Here is a 17,478-nt window from a genome sequence, read left to right as displayed (position 1 = left end):
CGCGTGACTGGAGCCGTAACTCGCGTGACTGAGGGCGGAACTCGCGAGATCCGGCTCTGATCACGCGGGTTACGGGTTCCGTCACGCGAGTTACGGGTTTCGTTCCGGTGGGTGGTCCACGGGGGGTGCGTGGTCCGGTGCCGGATTCGGTTGGGACGTAAGGAACTTTCGGTGGTGTTGGGGACGGGGCGGGCGTGGGAGCATGCGTGCCACCGAGTTCCGGCCACCAACGTTGCCCGCGCGGCTCGCGCCGAGTTGACAACGTTGTCATCTCGGCTGACAACGTTGTCGCCCGGCGGAACACGCGGCACGGAGAGGAATGGTCATGTCCAGACCACTGTCCAGGCTTCGCGCGGCCGCGCTCGCCGCGGTCTTCCTCGGCGCCGGGCTCACCGCGCCGCCGCCCGCCGGCGCCGCGGCGCTCGCCCTCACGCAGTACGTGAATCCCTTCATCGGCACGGACAACAGCAACTCGCCCAACCCGGTGCCCGGCGGTGCCGGCGGCAGCACGTATCCCGGTGCCGTCGTGCCGTTCGGGATGGTGCAGTTCAGCCCGGACACCCCGACCGCGTCGCCGTCCGGTTACCGCTACAGCGACAGCAGCATCGAGGAATTCAGCCTCACCCACTTCAACGGCGCCGGCTGCGCCAACAACGAGGACCTCGGCCTGCTGCCGATCACCGGCGCGATCGGCACGTCGCCGGGCACCGGCTGGACCGGGTACGCCGGCCGCTACACCAAGGCGAACGAATCCGCCGCGCCCGGTTACTACAGGAACCGGCTCGACACCTACAACACGACCGTCGAGCTGTCGGCCACGAAGCGGTCCGGCTTCATGAAGCTGACCTACCCGAACACGACGTCCGCGCGGCTGCTGGTCAACACCAGCCGCAGCGCCACCGGCAACCGCAGCGGCAGCATCAGCATCAACGGCAGCCAGCTCACCGGTTCGGTGACCGGTGGCGGCTTCTGCGGCTCGTCGAAGACCTACCAGATCTTCTACGTCATCCAGTTCGACCGCGCGCCCAGCGGGTTCGGCACCTGGCTCGGCGGCACCGTCAACGCCGGATCGGCGAGCACCAGCGGCACCAACTCCGGCGGGTACGTCACCTTCGACACTTCGAGCAACGCCGTGGTGCAGGCGAAGATCGGGATCTCCTTCGTCAGCCTGGCCAACGCGCAGGCGAACCTCGCCGCCGAGAACCCCGGCTTCGACTTCGCGGGCGTCCGCGCCGCGGCCGACACGAGCTGGAACAGCGTCCTCAACCGCGTCCAGGTGACCGGCGGGGCGACGGCGGACCTGCAGAAGTTCTACACGGCGCTGTACCACGTCTTCCAGAACCCGAACATCGCCAGCGACACGAACGGCCAGTACCGCGGGTTCGACCAGGCGGTCCACACCGCGTCGCACACCGTGTACCAGAACTACTCGGGCTGGGACATCTACCGGTCGTGGGCCGCGCTGATCGGCCTGCTCGCCCCGGACGAGGCGAGTGACATCGCGAAGTCCATGGTGCTGGACGGGCAGCAGGGCGGGCTGCTGCCGAAGTGGTCGCACAACAGCAACGAGCACTTCGTCATGACCGGCGATCCCGGCCCGATCATCGTGGCGAGCATGTACGCCTTCGGCGTCCGCGGCTTCGACACCGCGGCGGCGCTGACGCTGATGGACAAGAGTTCGAACGGCGGCACCACGCAGGGCCAGGCCATCCGCGGCCGGGAAAGCGGCTACCTCAGCCGTCACTACATCTACGAGGACCCGTCGGACTCGCTCGAGTACTCCGCGTCGGACTTCGCGGTGGCGCAGTTCGCGAAGGCGCTCGGGGACACCACGAAGTACGGCACGTACATGCAGCGCGCCCAGTGGTGGCGCAACGTGTTCGGCACCGACTCCGGCTACGTCCAGCCGCGCGGCAGCGACGGCAGCTGGGCGTGGCCGGTCGTGCCGTCGAGCAACAGCGGCTACACCGAAGGCAACCCGTCGCAGTACACGTGGATGGTGCCCTACAACTACCAGGGCGTGATCAACCTGATGGGCGGTGCGCAGGCCGCGATCCAGCGGCTGGACCACCACTTCACGCAGCTCAACGGTGGGCTGACCCAGCCGTACTTCTACATCGGCAACGAGCCGGAGCACGGCGTGCCGTGGGCATACAACTACGCCGCCCACCCGCAGGGCACCAGTTCCGCGGTGCGGCGCGTGATGAACGAGTCGTTCACCACCGGCCCGGGCGGCCTGCCCGGCAACGACGACCTCGGCGCGACGTCGGCGTGGTACGTCTTCGCCGCGCTGGGGATGTACCCGGCGACGCCGGGCGCGGACGTGCTGGCCCTGCACGGCCCGCTCTTCCCGGCGGCGTCGATCGTCCGCCCGGGCGGGACGATCCGGATCACCGGCACGGGCGCCGGACAGGGCGCGCAGTACGTGCAGAGCGTGAGCGTCAACGGCGTGGCGACGACGAAGTCGTGGATCCGCTACGGCGACATCGCGGGCGCGTCGGCCCTGGACTACACGATGGGCTCGGCACCGGGGTCGTGGGGCACGAGCGCGTCGGACGTCCCGCCGTCGTACAACGACGGGTTCACGCCACCGCCGGCCGCGCCGGACCTCGGCCCGAACCTCGCCCAGGGCAAGGCGGCAACCGGCTCGGCGCCGTGCAACTCCGCCGAGGGTCCGGCCGGCGCGGTCGACGGGAGCCTGGCGAACAACAGCAAGTTCTGCACCCTGGCCACCACGAAGTACCTCCAGGTGGACCTCGGGTCCGCGCAGAACGTGTCCTCGTTCGTCGTCGAGCACGCCGGGCTCGGCGGTGAGACCACGGGCTGGAACACCGGCGCGTTCACGATCCAGACGTCGCCCGACGGCTCGACGTGGACGACGGTCGTCTCGGTGACCGGTTCCCGGGCCAGCCGCACGTATCACCCGATCGCGACCCGGTCGGCCCGGTACGTGAAGCTGAACGTGACCACCCCGGCGAACGACGGCAACGGCGCGGCCCGGATCTACGAGTTCGAGGTCCACCGCTGAGCGGAGGGCTCAGGAGCCCCGGGCCGCGGCCCACTCCTCGCGGGTGATGGCGTACTCGACTTCGCCGTGCTCGCTGCCCGGGGCCCGCTCGTGCTCGGGGAACTCCTCGAAGTACGAGCGGACGAACGTCATCCCCAGTTTCTCCATCACGCGGCGCGAGCGCCGGTTCACCGCCATGGTGGCCGCCGTGACGCGCTTGACCCCCAGTTCGGTGAAGCCCTTCTCCAGCAGCGCCGCCGAGCCTTCGGTGCCGTAGCCCTTGCCCCACGCGGACTGGTGCAGCCGGTACCCCAGTTCCGGTTCGTCGACCGGATCCTCCGGCCGCGGCCGGAAATGGAACCACCCCAGGAAATCGCCGGTCCGCTTCTCGATCGCCGCCCAGAACCCGTAACCGGGGAAACGCTCGTAGTAACCGAGGAACGCGGGGAGATCCTTCTCCACGATCTCCGTGCGGTCCGCCGGCTGTCCCCCATTGAGGTACTTCATCACGGCCGGGTCGTCGTAGAGAGCGAACAGTGCGTCGGCGTCGTTCTCGGCGAACCGGCGGAGGATCATCCGCTCGGTTTCGAGGAATACGTGCATCCGGTGATGCTGGCAGTGTCCCTCGGTCGTGGCAACGTGATTACGCGGCGACGGCGAGGACCTCACCCAGTGCAGCCGAATCCAGTGCAGCCGAGCCGGCCTCGGTGAGGACCGCGGGCACGCGCTCGCCGCACTTGCCCGGGCAGGCCGGGGCGATCAGGCCGAGCCGGGCCAGCCGGTGTGCAGTCGTCTGGTCGCAGCAGGCCAGGCCGTCGATGAACAGGTCCGGCTCGCAGCTGCAGCTGATCTCGGCGTGACCCCCGGCCACGGCTCTCAACGTGGCCCGCTCACGGTGGTTCAGTTCGGTGATCATGGCGGCGCCTCCTTCCCGTCGAGCTCATTAGACGCCTCACCACCGACAGTTTCCGCCTCCGAGGATGCGAACCCGGGTATTTCGGGGGTACACCTAGGGGTGAAGTCTCCTGCCTTTACGGGATACCCCTAAACCAGCGGTTCAAGCGTGGTCTTGCGCAGGTGACGGAAAACGATCGACGTCCGGAAGCCGACGATCTCCCGGCGCAACGCCAGCCGGTCGGTGAGGAATGCGTGCAGTGCGTCGATGTCCGGTGTGGTCACTTCGATCAGGAAATCGTCGCTGCCCGCGGTCACGTACACCGACAGCACCTCCGGCAGCTGCGCGATCGAGCGCTGGAACGTGTCGATCACCGCCCGGCTCAGCGGCCGCACCTGCGCCGTGACGAGCGCACGGACGCCGCGGTTGAGGCTCGCCAGGTCGATGTCGGCGTGGTAGCCGCGGATGACGCCGCGGTCGCGCAGCAGCCGGATGCGTTCCAGGCACGTCGACGGCGCGATGCCGACCTTGCGCGCGATGTCCCGGTTGGTCTGCCGCGCGTCCTCCTGCAGCTGCCGCACGATCGCCGAATCAAGTTCGTCCAGCATCCCGGTCTCCTCGCTTGTGCCGAATTTCGTTCGGCAGACGACGTTGTCCGCCGTCGATCACCCTAGCTTCGGTCGTCATGACCGCACATGAGGAACTCATCGCCCGCCGTGGCCGTCGATCCGGCGTCACCACGATGGTCGCCGTCCACTCGACCCGCCTCGGCCCGGCCGTCGGCGGCTGCCGGATGAAGGCCTACGCGAACCTGGAGCAGGCCGTCGGCGACGTCCTGCGCCTGTCGGCCGCCATGACGGCGAAGTGCGCCGCCGCCGGGCTGGCGTTCGGCGGCGGCAAGAGCGTCATCGCACTGGCGCCGGGGCAGGTGCTCACGCCGGAGGAGCGCCGGGCCGTCCTGCTCGACCACGCCGACCTCGTCGCCGAGCTGGACGGCCGGTACCGGGCAGGCCCGGACGTCGGCACCGGCCCGGCGGACATGCTGGTGCTCCGCGAGGCCTCGCCGTACGCGTTCTGCGTCCCGGAATCCGCGGGCGGAACCGGTTCCTCCAGCGGCCCGACGGCACTCGGCGTGCTGGCCGCGCTCCGGGCGGCGGACCCGGCGGACCTGGCGGGGCGCCGCGTGATGATCAGCGGGTACGGCGCGGTCGGCGCGCACCTCGCGGCGCACCTGCGGACGGCCGGGGCCGAGGTGGTCGTCTCCGACGTCGACCCGGCCAAACGGGCGGCCGCCGAGGCGGCGGGGCTGGGCTGGGCCGAGCCGGAGAAAGCCCTGGTCCTGCCTGCCGACGTGCTGATCCCGGCGGCGGTCGGCGGCGTGCTCGACCCGGAGACGGCCGCCCGCCTGGAGGTACCGCTCGTCGTCGGCCCGGCGAACAACCAGCTCACCGACGAGACGGTCGCCGACGACCTGGCCGCCCGCGGCATCCGGTGGATCCCGGACTACGTCGCCAGTGCGGGCGGCATTCTGTACACGCTGTCGCGGGAAGCGGAGGGCCTGGACCACGACGCCGCGCTGGCCCGCGTCGAGGCGATCGAGCAGACCGTCACGGACCTCCTCCGCGCGGCGGAGGCCAACGGGACCACGCCGCTGCGGGAGGCGGACGCGCTGGTGCGCGCGCGGCTGGCGTAGCCGGCCCTCACGGACTTCCGGCGGCCGCACGCAGGGCAGCGAACGCCTCGGGGGAGGTGGTGAACTCGCCGAGGCGGACCGGCTTGCGGTCGCCGTGGAAGTCGCTGGACCCCGTGGTCACCAGGCCCAGCTCCGCGGCCACCGCGCGCAGCTCGGCCCGGACCTCCGGCGGGTGCTCCGGGTGATCCGCTTCGACCCCGGTGAGCCCGGCTTCGGCGAGCCGGGCCAGCTGCACGTCGGAGACGGCCGCGCGGCGCTTCACCGAACGTGGGTGGGCCAGCACCGCCACCCCGCCTGCCGCGCGCAGCAGCGCGATGGCGTCCACAGTGGACAACACGTGCTTCGGGACGTCGGCGCGGCCGCCGTCGGCGAGCCAGTCGTGGGTGAACGCCGCGGCCGGGTCGGCGACCACGCCCGCGGCCACCAGCGCCGCCGCGATGTGCGGGCGGGCCAGTGCCGCGCCGGCGGCGATCGAGCGGACCTGCTCCAGCGTGATCGGCGCGCCCAGCTCACGGCACCGCTCGACCATCCGCACCCCGCGGCGGTCCCGGTCGGTCCTGATCAGCTCCAGCTCGGTCGTCAGCGGCGCGTTCGCGGGATCGGCGAAGTAGCCGAGCAGGTGCACCTCGGCATCGTCGAGGCGGCAGGAGATCTCGACGCCGGGGACGACTTCCACGTCCGAAGCAGCCTGGGACGCCGCCGCCAGCCCGGCGAAGGTGTCGTGGTCGGTCAGCGCGATCACGGTCAGCCCCGCCTCGGCGGCCAGCTCCGGCAGCCGCGCTGGCGGGGTCGTGCCGTCCGAAGCCGTGCTGTGCGTGTGCAGGTCGATCGTCATGCCGCGGATCGTCGCACGCCACAATGGGCGGCGTGGAGATCCTCACCGACGCCGCCACGCTCGCGCTGTACACCACCGACGCGTCCAACTACCGCCACGTGCCCCGCGGCGTGGTGCTGCCGCGGACCGCCGACGACGTCGTGGCCGCGGTCGCCGAGGCCCGCGCCCGCGACCTGCCGGTGATCGCGCGCGGCGGCGGCACGAGCGTCGCGGGCAACGCGTGCGGGCCCGGCCTGGTGATCGACACCTCGCGCCACCTCGGCGGGGTGCTCTCGCTCGACCCAAAGGCGCGGCTCGCGCGGGTGCTGCCCGGCACGGTGCTGGACGACCTGCAGGCGGTCGCCGCCCCGCACGGGCTGCGGTTCGGGCCCGACCCGTCGACGCACAGCCGGTGCACGCTCGGCGGCATGATCGGCAACAACGCGTGCGGCTCGCACTCGGTGGCGTGGGGACGCACGGCCGACGTCGTCCGCTCGCTGGACGTGCTGCTCTACGACGGCACCCGGCTGCGCGTCGGGCGCGACGAGCCTGCCGAAGGCCGGATCTTCGACGAGCTGCGTGCGCTGGTCCGGGACAACCTGGCGTTGCTGCGCAAGGAACTTTCGACGTGGCCGCGCCGCGTTTCCGGTTACGGCCTGGAACACCTGCTGCCGGAGAACGGGTTCGACGTGGCCAAGGCACTCGTCGGCTCGGAAGGCACCTGCGTCACGGTGCTCGAAGCGACCGTCGAGCTGGCCGAGCTGCCGCGGCGGCGGGTGCTGGCGGTGCTGGGTTTCCCGTCCGACATCGCGGCCGCCGACGCGGTGCCGTCGATCCTGCCGTGGTCGCCGCTGACCGTCGAAGGCGTGGACGCCGAGCTGGTCGCGATGCTGCCCGGCCGCGCGGGCGACCTGCCGCCCGGCGGCGCGTGGCTGTTCGTCGAGCTGGCCGGCGACGACCCCGCCGGGCGGGCCCGCGAGCTGGCCGCGTCGCTCGACCTCACCGGCTTCACGATCCTGGACGACCCGGCGGCGCAACGGCGGCTGTGGCGCATCCGCGAGGAGGGCGCCGGGCTGGCGACGCGCCTGGCCGACGGCTCGGAAGCCTGGCCCGGCTGGGAGGACGCGGCGGTCCCGCCCGAGCGGCTCGGCGCGTACCTGCGCGAGTTCAAGGACCTCATGCGCGCGCACGGCCGCCGCAGCGTCGTCTACGGCCACTACGGCGAAGGCTGCCTGCACCTGCGGCTGGACTTCGACCTGCTGTCGCCGTCGGGGATCGCGGACTTCCGGCGGTTCCTGGAGGAGGCCGCGGACCTGGTCGCGGCGCACGGCGGGTCGCTGTCCGGCGAGCACGGCGACGGCCAGGCACGCTCGGAGCTGCTGTCCCGGATGTACAGCCCGGAGATGCTGGACGTCTTCGCGCGGTTCAAGGCGATCTTCGACCCGGCCGGGCGGATGAACCCGGGCATCCTCGTGGCACCGCGGCCGATCGACGCGAACCTGCGTGTCCGGACGGCGCCTCCGTCCATTGAGGACGCTGTGTTCCTCGGCTATCCCGAAGACCGCGGGAGTTTCGGCCAGGCGATGCGCCGCTGCGTCGGCGTCGGCAAGTGCCGCAACACCAGCGGCGGCGGCGTGATGTGCCCGAGCTACCGGGCCACGCGCGAGGAGCGGCACTCGACGCGGGGCCGGGCGCACCTGCTGGCCGAGATGATCAACGGCGAGGTCGTCACGGACGGCTGGCGCTCGGAAGAGGTGCGCGACGCGCTCGACCTGTGCCTGTCCTGCAAGGGCTGCCTGTCCGACTGCCCGGTCGACGTCGACATGGCGACGTACAAGGCGGAGTTCCTGCACCAGCACTACCGGCGGCGGCTGCGCCCGGCGTCGCACTACTCGATGGGCTGGCTGCCGCTGTGGCTGCGGCTCAGCGCCCGGCTGCCGCGCCTGGCCAACGCCGTCGGGCAGTCTTCCCTGGCCCGCCTGGTGAAACGCCTCGGCGGGATCGCTGCCGAACGTTCGCTGCCGTCGTTCGCGCCTAAGCCGTTCACGAAGTCGCGGAAGGATCTGCGGCGCCGGGCGACGGGGGAGCGCCGGGTGGTGCTGTGGCCGGATTCGTTCAACAACTACCTGACGCCTTCGGTGCTCGACGCGGCCTACGAGGTCCTGACGGCCGCGGGGTACGACGTCGTGCTGCCGGACCGCGGAGTCTGTTGTGGACTGACGTGGGTGTCGACCGGCCAGCTCGGCGTGGCGCGCCGCGTCCTGGACCGGACCCTGGACGTGCTGGCGCCGTACCTGGCGGACGGCTGCGAGGTCGCCGGGCTGGAGCCGAGCTGCACGGCGTTGTTCCGCGGCGACCTGCCCGCGCTGATGCCGGGCGACGCGCGGGCCGAGCTGCTGGCGTCCCGGACGTTCACCTTCGCCGAACTCCTGGCCAGGGCCCCGATCCCGTTCGCGGCGCTGGACGTCGACGCGATCACGCAGGTGCACTGCCACCAGCACGCGGTGCTGGGCTTCGCCGCGGACGAGTCCGCGCTGGCGGCGGCGGGCGTCCGGAACACGACGCTGGACGCCGGATGTTGCGGCCTGGCCGGGAACTTCGGCTTCGAGCGCGGCCACTACGCCGTTTCGAAGGCGGTGGCGGAGGACCGGCTGCTCCCGGCGATCCGCGCGGCGGCCCCGGAAACGGTGGTGGTGTCCGACGGCTTCAGCTGCCGGACGCAGATCGCCCAGGAGTCGGGACGCGAGGCGGTCCACCTGGCCGAACTCCTGCGGCGTGCCCTGCCGTGACCGCTATTCGGCGCGCTCCAGGAGCGTCCGGATCGCGGTGAGCACGAGGCTCACGATGGCGTCCGGGTCGGCGCCGGCCAGGGGTTGCTTGCCGGTGATCTCGCGGACCACGCCGATGCCCATCAGCCAGGCCAGCGCGAGGTCCGCGCGCAGCTCGGCGTCCGGGGCGTCGGTGAGCGTGGCCAGCATCCGGGCGTACTCCGCGCCGACCTCCTCACGCAGCACGGCGCCGACGTCGCCGCTGCCCGAGGAGCGCAGGTACGTCTCCAGCGCACGGTTCCGGTCGCCGCCGGGTTCGAGCATGCTGCGCAGGGACGCGCTGAGCAGCCGCTCCGGCGGGTGGCGGTCGAGGTGCTCGCGGCTCGACCGGGCGATGACCTGCTCGAACAGCGCTTCCTTGCTGCCGAAGTAGCGGAACAGCAGTGCCTGGTTGACCCCGGCCAGCTCGGCGATGTCCCGCACGGTCGTCCGGTCGAAGCCGCGCTCGGCGAACAGCTTCGCGCCGGCGTCCAGCAACGCCTGCCGCGTCGCGGCCGCGTCCCGCTTCCGGCCGGGCTGTTCCGTCATCGGAGCAGGTTAACCGGGGTGCGGGACGCGGGCGCGGCGGCCTACGTGCCGGACAGGCGGATCGCGGCGGCCGGGCAGGTCAGCTCGGCCTGCCGGACCGCCTCCTCCCCGTCGGACGGCTCTTCGGCGAGCAGGACGACCGTGCCGTCCTCCTCGTCCTGGTCGAACGTCCCGGGCGCGAGCAGCACGCACTGCCCGGACGAGACGCAGCTTCCGGTGTCGACGCTGATCTTCACGCTCACCACTCCACCGGGACGCGCTCGACGCCGCCTGCCACGCGGTTGACGCGCACCGGGACCTCGTCGATCCCGACGGCCAGCCGCAGGCCGGGGAAGCGGCGGAACAGCTTCGGGAACACCGTCCGCAGCTCGGTGCGGGCCAGGTTGGCGCCGATGCAGACGTGCGCGCCGGTGCCGAAGGCCAGGTGCACGTTCGGCGTCCGGTCCGGGTCGAACTCGTCGGGGTCGGCGAACACCGACGCGTCGCGGTTGGCCGCGTCGCTGGAGATGAGCACCGCGTCGCCGCGCCGGATCCGCGTCCCGGCGACCTCGACGTCCTCGTGGGCGTAGCGCAGCAGGCCGGTGCCGCTGGTGGCGGTCAGCCGCAGGATCTCCTCGACGGTCCGGTCGACCTGGCCCTCGGGGTCGGCGGCGAAGCGGTCGCGGCGCGCGGTGTCGCTGAGCAGGAACAACGTGCCCATCGCGATCCGCGTCGACGTCGTCTCGTGGCCGGCGAACAGCAGGCCCGCCCCCATCCGGGCGAGGTCCTCGTCGGTGAACGTCGGGTCGTCGGCCTGGACCGCGACCATGTCGGAGATGACGTCGGGCTGCGGGTCGGCGCGCTTGGCGTCGGCCAGCTTCGTCATGTAGGCCATGAACTCCGCCATCGCCGCCTGCGCGTCGTCGCCGCCGTCCATCACCGCGATCCGCTCGGACAGCCCGCGGAAGTGCGCGCGGTCGGCGTAGGGCACGCCGAGCAGTTCGCAGATCACCAGCACCGGCAGCGGAAACGCGAGGAAGTCGGTCAGGTCGACCGGCTCGCCGGGGTTCGCCTCGCGCGCGGCCTGCATGTCGTCGAGGCAGCGGTCGGTCAGCTCCGCGATGCGGTCGCCCAGGGCACGCATGCGTGGCGCGGAGAACGCGGGCGCGAGCATCCGCCGCATCCGCTTGTGCTCGCGCTCTTCGTTCTCGAAGTCGCCGCTCGGGCCGTCCTGCACCGCGGCGTAGGAGATCCGCGACGCCCGTTCCGGCTCGGGGTGGGAACGCCCGAAGCGGCGGTCACGGAAGACTTCCTTGGCCTCCTCGTAGGAGGTGACCAGCCACGCCGGATCGCCGGCGGGGGTGAGCACGCGGGTCACCGGCGCCTGCCGCCGCAGCTCTGCGTACTCCGGGGCGATCGCCAGCGCGTTGGCGCGGGCGAAGGGCAGCCGTGGGGTCTCTTCGGTGGTGGTCATGCGCCTTCCCTCGGATCGGTTTTCAGCTCGGCGAGCCAGCGGAGTTCGGCGTCGAACTTGCCCAGGACGTGCCGCAGTGCGGCGCGGCTCCAGGGATCGGCCTGCCCGGCGGCGAGCGCGGTGAGGCGGGCGTGCTCGTCGGTGAGCGCCCGCTCGCGGGTTTCGAGCACCCGCGCGCGTTCCTCCTCGCGCAGCCACGCGAAGTTCCCGACGCGCGCCAGGAACTCGGGTTCGTTGAGCGCCAGGTCGGCCGGGAAGTCGGCGAGCAGATCGTGGAGCAGCTCCCGCCCGACGTCGGTGATCGTGTAGACGTGCCGCGGCGGCTTGGCCTCCTGTTCCTCGGCGCTGCGGCTCACCGCGCCCGCGTCGACGAAGCGCCGCAGCGTCGGGTACAGCGAGTTGTTCGACAGGGTGTGGCCCGTCGACGCCTCCACCGCCTTGCGCAGTTCGTACCCGTGCATCGGCTCGGCGGCCAGCTTCGACAGCAAGAGGATCTCGATCCACACCTAGGTCACCGTAACCTAGGTCTTCGTGACAGGGCAATGGCGCAGGGTGACATCCAGGCGGAAAGGTGTGTAGCGTTGTAAGCAGCTGCTTACAACTGCCGGGGGTTCTCACATGACCGCACCGCTGACCTACCCCTTCAACGAAGACGCGGGACTCGATCTCAACGAGGCCTATGCCGCCGCCCGGGAAGCCGAGGGCATGGTCCGGGTGAAGATGCCCTACGGGGAGCCGGCGTGGCTGGCCACCCGCTACGCCGACGCCCGGCTGGTGCTGGGCGACCGCCGGTTCTCCCGCGCGATGGAGAAGGAGAAGGACGCGCCGCGCACCTCGCCTGCCGTGCAGGAGGGCGGCATCCTGCAGATGGACCCGCCGGACCACACGCGGCTGCGCACGCTGGTCGCGAAGGCGTTCACCATGCGCCGCGTCGAGCAGCTGCGGCCACGCGTCGCCACGCTCGCGGCGGAGCTGATCGCGGACATGAAGGCGGCAGGCCCGCCCGCCGACCTCGTCGACGCCTACGCGCTGCCGATCCCGGTCGCGGTGATCTGCGAGCTGCTCGGCGTCCCGGTCGCCGACCGGCCGAAGTTCCGCGCGTGGAGCGACGCGGCGCTGTCGACCAGCGGGCTGACCATGGAAGAGTTCGAGCGCAATCGCGAAGAGCTGCGGGACTACATGCGCGGGCTGATCGCCCAGCACCGGGCGCAGCCGCGGGACGACCTGATGACGGCGCTCATCGAGGCCCGCGACGTCCGGGACCGGCTGACCGAGCTGGAGCTGGTCGACCTGTGCGTCGGCATCCTCGTCGCCGGGCACGAGACGACCGCCAGCCAGATCCCGAACTTCGTCTACGCCCTGCTGGAGCAGCACGAGCACTGGGAGCGGCTGTGCGCCGACCCGGACCTGGTGCCTGCCGCGGTCGAGGAGCTGATGCGCTTCGTGCCGCTGGGCGCCGGGGCCGCGTTCCCGCGCTACGCCACCGAAGACGTCCAGGTCGGCGACGTGCTGGTGCGGGCGGGCGAGCCGGTGCTGGTGGCGGTCGGCGCGGCCAACCGCGACGGGCTGCAGTTCGACGACGCCGACAAGCTGCGCTTCGACCGCCCGGAAAACCACCACCTCGGCTTCGGCCACGGCGTCCACCACTGCCTCGGCGCGCCGCTGGCCCGGCTGGAGCTGCAGGAGGCGCTGCGCGCGCTGGTCACCGAGCTGCCCGGGCTGCACCTGGCCGGCGATATCGTGTGGAAGACGCAGATGATCGTCCGCGGACCGCGGTCGGTGCCGATCGGATGGTGACCATGAGCTGGCAAGTGGAGATCGACGAGCACACCTGCATCGGTTCGGGCATGTGCGCGGCGCTGCTGCCGGAGGTGTTCGTGCTCGACGGCGCGGTGGCACACCCGGCAACACCGACGGTCGAGGCGGACGAAACGGTCCTCGACGCGGCGGACTCGTGCCCGGCGATGGCGATCACGGTGACCGACGGCGGCCGCGAGATCGGCCCGCGTCCCTAGGGGTGGGTCCGGGGTTCCTGGACGGACTCCCAGCGTTCGACCAGGAACCTCGTGATCTGTTCGGCCTGCTCGGCCGAGACGAGCACGGCCTCGCGGTCTTCGCGGCCCCACCTGATCCGGTTCATGATGTCGGTCCGGCTCCACACGTGGCCGTTGAAGCACTCCCGTTCGTCGCGGTACCCCTGCTGGCGCACCAGGGTCCACGGCGCCGTCACCGGGTAGTTCCGGTCCACGATGGCCCAGTAGTGGAACGTGCCGTCTGCTTCTGCCTCCTCGGCCGCCGAAAGGGGACCCAGCTCGAACTTCCCCTCCCCGCTTTTCCGGAGCCGGTAGGTGCCATCCGGCAGGGTGGCGGTTCTCCGCCGCGACCAGAACCCGACCAGGCGCTTCATCGGTTCTCCCCGGGTGTCCACCGGCCCTGCTCGGTGACCACGGCCGTGACCAGGTCGTACGGCGTGACGTCGAACGCGGGGTTGAAGGCGTGCGCGCCCGGCGGCGTGACCGGGACGCCGGCGTATTCGGTGAGTTCGCGGGCGTCGCGTTCCTCGATGGCGATCCCCGCGCCGTCCGCGAGCTTGGTGTCCACTGTGGACGAAGGCGCGACGACGACGAACGGCACGCCGTGGTGCCGGGCCGCGATGGCCAGCCCGTAGGTGCCGATCTTGTTGGCGACGTCGCCGTTCGCGGCGATCCGGTCGGCGCCGACGAGCACGCAGTCGACCATCCCGCGCGCCATCGCGGCGGCGGCCGCGCTGTCCGGCTGGACGCGGTAGGGGACGTTCGCCTGCGCGAGTTCCCAGGCCGTCAGCCGGGCACCCTGCAGGAGCGGACGCGTCTCGTCGACGAGCACTTCCTCGACGAGACCGCGTTCGTGCAGGTGCCAGACGACCCCGAGGGCACTGCCCCAGCCGACGGTCGCGAGCTGCCCGGCGTTGCAGTGGCTGAGCAGCCGCAGCGGACGGCGTGGGCACTCGGCCAGCACGACGTCGGCGGCGTGCCGGGAGGCGGTCTTGTTGAGTTCTTCGTCTTCGGTCAGCACGGCCAGCGCTTCGGCGAGCACGGCGTCGGCGCCCTCGTCGAGCTTGGCGAGCGCGCGTTCGACACCCCAGGCGAGGTTGACGGCGGTCGGCCGGGCGTGGGCGATCACCTCGGCGTCCGCGCGGACGTCCCCGCCCATCCGCGCGGCCAGCGCGACCCCGAGTGCCCCGGCGGCGCCGAGCGCGGGCGCACCCCGCACGGCGAGCCGCTTGACGGCGTCGACGAGTTCGTCGACGGTCCGCAGCTCGAGCAGCCGGAACTCGGCAGGCAGCGCGGTCTGGTCGATGATGACGATCGCGCCGTCGGCCCAGTCGATGGTCCTGCGCACGTGTCCTCCCTGGGTTTTCCGCTTGCCCGGCCGGTGAAGATGGGCACGTGACCATTGAACGGCAGAACCCGCCCGGAATGCACACGCCACCGGGCTACCACCACGTGACGATCACCGCCCCGGGCCGCACGGTCTACCTGGCAGGCCAGTGCCCGCTACGCCCCGACGGCACGATCGTCCCCGGCGACGTCCTCACCCAGACGGACCAGGTGGTGGCCAACACGGCAACGGCTTTGGCGGCCGCGGGCGCAACGCCGTCGGACGTGGTCCGCACGGTGATCTACGTGGCAACGGACGACCGCGAGACGCTCTCGGCGGTCTGGAACCGCCTGACGGCCTCGGAAATCGGCGCGGCCTTCACGTCGGCAAGCACGTTGCTGGGGGTGGCTCGGCTCGGCTTCCCGGACCAGCTGGTCGAGCTGGACGTAACAGCCGCCCTCGCCTGACACCCGGCCCGTGATACCCCACCAATCACGCAAGATGCCCGCCCAGTCACGCGAGATGCCCGCCCAGTCACGCGAGTTACGTCCCCGATCACGCGAGTTACGTCCCCGATCACGTGAGTTACGTCCCTGATCACGTGAGTTACGTCCCCGATCACGCGAGTTCCGTGGCTGGTCACGCGAGTTCCGGGCCTGGTCACCGAGCGCAGGTGTACCCCGACCGGCGACCTCGTGTACCCAGCCGGCCGACTCGCGTACTCGGATGACCGACTCGCGTGATCGGAGCCGGGACTGGCGTGATTGGAGCCGGAACTCGTGTGACTGAAGGCGGATCTCACGTGATTGGAGCCGGATCTCGCGTGACTGGAGGGGCATCACGTGTGATTGGAGGGGAATCTCGCGTGACTGGAGGGGCATCACGTGTGATTGGCGGGGTATCGGGGTTCAGAGGCCGGCCATCAGGTCTGTCTCCGTGATTCCCGGGCCCTGGCCCGCGCGGATGAACCACTCGGTGCCGAAGGCGAACGTGAACGCGTCGTCCGGCATGGCCAGCATGAACATGTCCTCGCTGATCTGGCTCGGGTGACACCGCATGGCCGCGCGCTTGACCGGCGCGTACTTCGACACGTCGACCGCCGCCGTGATCTCGGCTTCCGGCTTGCCGAACTCGACGTTCTCCGGGGGTTTCGGGGCCGCCTCCGGGGGGATCAGGCCCTGCTCGACCGCCGCTTCGAAGCCGCGTTGCATGAACTCGCGGTTGAACGTTGCCTGGTAGACGCGGGGGGTTCCGGCCAGCTCGGCCGCGCGCATGCCGACGCGGTGGACCTGGATGTGGTCCGGGTGGCCGTAGTCGCCGTTGTCGTCGTAGACCGTCAGCACCGCCGCCGACTCCTCGCGCAGGATCGCCGCCAGCTGCTCGGCCGCCTTTTCGACGTCGGCGCGCCAGAAGCATGCCGGGTCGTCGTTCGTCGGTTCGCCCATCATCCCGGAGTCGCGGTAGCCCAGGAACTCGACGCGGGCGACGCCGAGCACCTCGGCCGCCGCGTAGGACTCCTGGACGCGCCGGTCCTCCAGTTTTTCGCCTTCGGCGAGGAAGCCTTCGGGGACTTCGCCGACCTCGCCCTTGGTGGCGACGACGAGCACGACCCGGTGCCCCTCTTCGACGGCCTTGCGCATGACGCCCGCGGTGCGGAGGCACTCGTCGTCCGGGTGGGCGTGGAAGGTGACCAGTGTTGCCATGTCCGCGACGGTACCGGGCACCACCGACAAAAACCGCCCGCCTGCGTGCGCAGCCGCTCACGAACGGCGGGCCAGCACCAGCGCGGGCAGGAGCGCCACGGCCGTCAGGACGAACGTCGCGGGATACCCGGCCGGGACGACGACCAGTCCCGCGGCGAGCGCGCCCGCCGCCATCCCGAGGTCGTAGGCGGCGTTCCAGATGGCGCTCACCGCGCCCTCGCCGCCGGCCGCCGCGCGGGCGTACATCAGGGTCAGGGTCGCGTTCTGGAGGACGCCGAACCCGGCTCCGGACACCAGCGCGCCGCCGATCACCGCGGCCGGGGTGCCGGTGAGGGCGATGGCCGCCGTGCCCGCGGCGGTCAGCAGCAGCCCGGGCACCAGGAGCGTGGCCGGGCCGTGGCGGTCGCCGAGCCGTCCGGCGAACCAGCGGGTCGCGGTGGCCGCCGCCGGCTGGGCGAGCAACGCGCTCGCGGCGATCCAGGCAGGCCGGTCCGCCGTGGCGAGCGGCAGGAAGGTGACCAGGACCCCGATTGCCGCGGCCGCCACCGCGAACAGCGCCGCGGGCCGGGCCAGCACGGGGTCGCGCAGGCCGGCGACGACGCCGTCCCCGCCCGCGGCGGTTTCCGCGTGCCGCGGCAGGCCCGGCACGGACAGCAGCGCCGCGAGCGTGGCCACGGCCGTCACCACGAACACCGGCGCGTAACCCCAGTGCGCGGCCGCCCACACCCCGGCAGGCAGGGCGAGCAGGCTGGGGACCCCGCCCACGATCCCGACGAGCGCGAGCCCTTCCCCGCGCCGCTCCGCCGGGATCAGCAGGGCGGTGACGGCCCCGCCGGCCACGACGGCGATCGCGTAGCCGATGCCGCGCACCACACTCACCGCGACGATCACCGCCAGGTCGTCGCTCACCGTGAGCACCAGGGTCGGCACACCGAGCAGGACGAGCCCGGTGGCCAGTGCCCACCGGTACCCGATCCGGCCGACGAGCCGCGGTGTCACCAGCTCGGCGGCCACCGTGGCCAGCAGCAGCGCGACCGTCGTCAGCCCGGCGCCGGTCTCCGAGCCCGCCTGCTTCGCGAACAACGGAACCACCGACAGCGGCAGGAAGAAGCCGATCGACGAGCCGATGATCGAGACGAACCGCACGAGCAGCGCGCGGGACACGAGTGCGGGGCGGACCCGCAGGCCGGAGGTCAT

The 17,478-nt window shown here is 71.8% G+C and carries 18 protein-coding genes; 6 read left to right on the top strand and 12 right to left on the bottom strand.

Going from position 1 to position 17,478, the window contains the following annotated elements; all coding sequences use genetic code 11:
• The first annotated feature begins 325 nt into the window (after positions 1-325).
• Complete coding sequence (locus ABJI51_RS35395) at positions 326-3,028, top strand: GH92 family glycosyl hydrolase (protein WP_348955454.1); 2,703 nt, start codon at positions 326-328, stop codon at positions 3,026-3,028.
• A 9-nt stretch (positions 3,029-3,037) separates the two neighbouring features.
• Here ABJI51_RS35395 and ABJI51_RS35390 read toward each other — a convergent pair whose 3' ends face one another.
• From ABJI51_RS35390 to ABJI51_RS35380, 3 genes are all read right to left on the bottom strand, one after another.
• Entirely contained in the window at positions 3,038-3,610 is a 573-nt protein-coding gene (locus tag ABJI51_RS35390) for a GNAT family N-acetyltransferase (RefSeq protein ID WP_348955453.1), read from the bottom strand.
• Between the two features lie 40 nt (positions 3,611-3,650).
• Positions 3,651-3,923: a hypothetical protein gene (locus ABJI51_RS35385; protein ID WP_348955452.1), complete on the bottom strand. Its 273-nt coding sequence runs from the start codon at positions 3,921-3,923 to the stop codon at positions 3,651-3,653.
• Between the two features lie 128 nt (positions 3,924-4,051).
• Positions 4,052-4,507, bottom strand: coding sequence for an Lrp/AsnC family transcriptional regulator (locus ABJI51_RS35380; RefSeq protein WP_348955602.1), 456 nt, complete (start codon positions 4,505-4,507; stop codon positions 4,052-4,054).
• 80 nt (positions 4,508-4,587) lie between these two features.
• On the opposite strand from ABJI51_RS35380, the gene ABJI51_RS35375 reads away from it, so the two are divergent.
• Complete coding sequence (locus ABJI51_RS35375) at positions 4,588-5,595, top strand: Glu/Leu/Phe/Val dehydrogenase dimerization domain-containing protein (RefSeq protein WP_348955451.1); 1,008 nt, start codon at positions 4,588-4,590, stop codon at positions 5,593-5,595.
• 7 nt (positions 5,596-5,602) lie between these two features.
• On the opposite strand, the gene ABJI51_RS35370 is transcribed toward ABJI51_RS35375, so the two are convergent.
• A complete protein-coding gene (locus tag ABJI51_RS35370) occupies positions 5,603-6,430 on the bottom strand; it encodes a PHP domain-containing protein (RefSeq protein WP_348955450.1) in 828 nt (275 codons plus the stop codon).
• 32 nt (positions 6,431-6,462) lie between these two features.
• Here ABJI51_RS35370 and ABJI51_RS35365 point away from each other — a divergent pair, with 32 nt between their 5' ends.
• On the top strand, positions 6,463-9,198 hold the full coding sequence (locus ABJI51_RS35365; protein ID WP_348955449.1) for an FAD-binding and (Fe-S)-binding domain-containing protein: 2,736 nt from the start codon (positions 6,463-6,465) through the stop codon (positions 9,196-9,198).
• 3 nt (positions 9,199-9,201) lie between these two features.
• On the opposite strand, the gene ABJI51_RS35360 is transcribed toward ABJI51_RS35365, so the two are convergent.
• Genes ABJI51_RS35360 through ABJI51_RS35345 form a run of 4 tightly spaced genes read right to left on the bottom strand, consistent with a single transcriptional unit; the run spans position 9,202 to position 11,724 of the window.
• Positions 9,202-9,765: a TetR/AcrR family transcriptional regulator gene (locus ABJI51_RS35360; protein WP_348955448.1), complete on the bottom strand. Its 564-nt coding sequence runs from the start codon at positions 9,763-9,765 to the stop codon at positions 9,202-9,204.
• A 41-nt stretch (positions 9,766-9,806) separates the two neighbouring features.
• The gene (locus ABJI51_RS35355; RefSeq protein WP_431605693.1) at positions 9,807-10,007 is read right to left on the bottom strand and encodes a ferredoxin; all 201 of its coding nucleotides are present in this window, start codon (positions 10,005-10,007) and stop codon (positions 9,807-9,809) included.
• A complete protein-coding gene (locus ABJI51_RS35350; protein ID WP_348955447.1) occupies positions 10,004-11,218 on the bottom strand; it encodes a cytochrome P450 in 1,215 nt (404 codons plus the stop codon). The genes ABJI51_RS35355 and ABJI51_RS35350 overlap by 4 nt, the downstream gene beginning before the upstream one ends.
• A complete protein-coding gene (locus ABJI51_RS35345) occupies positions 11,215-11,724 on the bottom strand; it encodes a PadR family transcriptional regulator (RefSeq protein ID WP_348955446.1) in 510 nt (169 codons plus the stop codon). The genes ABJI51_RS35350 and ABJI51_RS35345 overlap by 4 nt, the downstream gene beginning before the upstream one ends.
• A 112-nt stretch (positions 11,725-11,836) precedes the next feature.
• Here ABJI51_RS35345 and ABJI51_RS35340 point away from each other — a divergent pair, with 112 nt between their 5' ends.
• Positions 11,837-13,015 carry a cytochrome P450 gene (locus tag ABJI51_RS35340; protein WP_348955445.1) on the top strand — a complete coding sequence of 393 codons (1,179 nt, stop codon included), beginning with the start codon at positions 11,837-11,839 and terminating at the stop codon, positions 13,013-13,015.
• A complete protein-coding gene (locus ABJI51_RS35335; RefSeq protein ID WP_348955444.1) occupies positions 13,009-13,233 on the top strand; it encodes a ferredoxin in 225 nt (74 codons plus the stop codon). Before ABJI51_RS35340 ends, ABJI51_RS35335 begins: the two co-directional genes overlap by 7 nt.
• On the opposite strand, the gene ABJI51_RS35330 is transcribed toward ABJI51_RS35335, so the two are convergent.
• Complete coding sequence (locus tag ABJI51_RS35330) at positions 13,230-13,625, bottom strand: hypothetical protein (RefSeq protein ID WP_348955443.1); 396 nt, start codon at positions 13,623-13,625, stop codon at positions 13,230-13,232. The two genes, ABJI51_RS35335 and ABJI51_RS35330, sit on opposite strands and share 4 nt — an antisense overlap.
• A complete protein-coding gene (mtnA, locus tag ABJI51_RS35325) occupies positions 13,622-14,599 on the bottom strand; it encodes an S-methyl-5-thioribose-1-phosphate isomerase (RefSeq protein WP_348955442.1) in 978 nt (325 codons plus the stop codon). The genes ABJI51_RS35330 and mtnA overlap by 4 nt, the downstream gene beginning before the upstream one ends.
• 47 nt (positions 14,600-14,646) lie before the next feature.
• Between mtnA and ABJI51_RS35320 the strand changes: the two genes are divergently transcribed.
• A complete protein-coding gene (locus ABJI51_RS35320; protein WP_348955441.1) occupies positions 14,647-15,045 on the top strand; it encodes a RidA family protein in 399 nt (132 codons plus the stop codon).
• 441 nt (positions 15,046-15,486) lie between these two features.
• On the opposite strand, the gene ABJI51_RS35315 is transcribed toward ABJI51_RS35320, so the two are convergent.
• A complete protein-coding gene (locus tag ABJI51_RS35315; protein ID WP_348955440.1) occupies positions 15,487-16,281 on the bottom strand; it encodes a PIG-L family deacetylase in 795 nt (264 codons plus the stop codon).
• 57 nt (positions 16,282-16,338) lie between these two features.
• Positions 16,339-17,478 (bottom strand): MFS transporter, encoded by a 1,140-nt coding sequence (locus ABJI51_RS35310; protein ID WP_348955439.1) that lies wholly within the window; start codon positions 17,476-17,478, stop codon positions 16,339-16,341.

It is taken from the genome of Amycolatopsis melonis, from assembly GCF_040064235.1.
Lineage (GTDB): Bacteria > Actinomycetota > Actinomycetes > Mycobacteriales > Pseudonocardiaceae > Amycolatopsis > Amycolatopsis melonis.
Note: the sequence above shows the minus strand (reverse complement) of the source record. Positions and strands in the feature narration are given on the sequence as shown.

Coding starts and splice junctions, on each gene's coding strand:
- ABJI51_RS35395 (WP_348955454.1), top strand. CDS start 326: ATGTCCAGACCACTGTCCAGGCTTCGCGCGGCCGCGCTCGCCGCGGTC.
- ABJI51_RS35350 (WP_348955447.1), bottom strand. CDS start 11,218: ATGACCACCACCGAAGAGACCCCACGGCTGCCCTTCGCCCGCGCCAAC.
- ABJI51_RS35385 (WP_348955452.1), bottom strand. CDS start 3,923: ATGATCACCGAACTGAACCACCGTGAGCGGGCCACGTTGAGAGCCGTG.
- ABJI51_RS35315 (WP_348955440.1), bottom strand. CDS start 16,281: ATGGCAACACTGGTCACCTTCCACGCCCACCCGGACGACGAGTGCCTC.
- ABJI51_RS35310 (WP_348955439.1), bottom strand. CDS start 17,478: ATGACCTCCGGCCTGCGGGTCCGCCCCGCACTCGTGTCCCGCGCGCTG.
- ABJI51_RS35335 (WP_348955444.1), top strand. CDS start 13,009: ATGGTGACCATGAGCTGGCAAGTGGAGATCGACGAGCACACCTGCATC.
- ABJI51_RS35375 (WP_348955451.1), top strand. CDS start 4,588: ATGACCGCACATGAGGAACTCATCGCCCGCCGTGGCCGTCGATCCGGC.
- ABJI51_RS35370 (WP_348955450.1), bottom strand. CDS start 6,430: ATGACGATCGACCTGCACACGCACAGCACGGCTTCGGACGGCACGACC.
- ABJI51_RS35340 (WP_348955445.1), top strand. CDS start 11,837: ATGACCGCACCGCTGACCTACCCCTTCAACGAAGACGCGGGACTCGAT.
- ABJI51_RS35390 (WP_348955453.1), bottom strand. CDS start 3,610: ATGCACGTATTCCTCGAAACCGAGCGGATGATCCTCCGCCGGTTCGCC.
- ABJI51_RS35360 (WP_348955448.1), bottom strand. CDS start 9,765: ATGACGGAACAGCCCGGCCGGAAGCGGGACGCGGCCGCGACGCGGCAG.
- ABJI51_RS35330 (WP_348955443.1), bottom strand. CDS start 13,625: ATGAAGCGCCTGGTCGGGTTCTGGTCGCGGCGGAGAACCGCCACCCTG.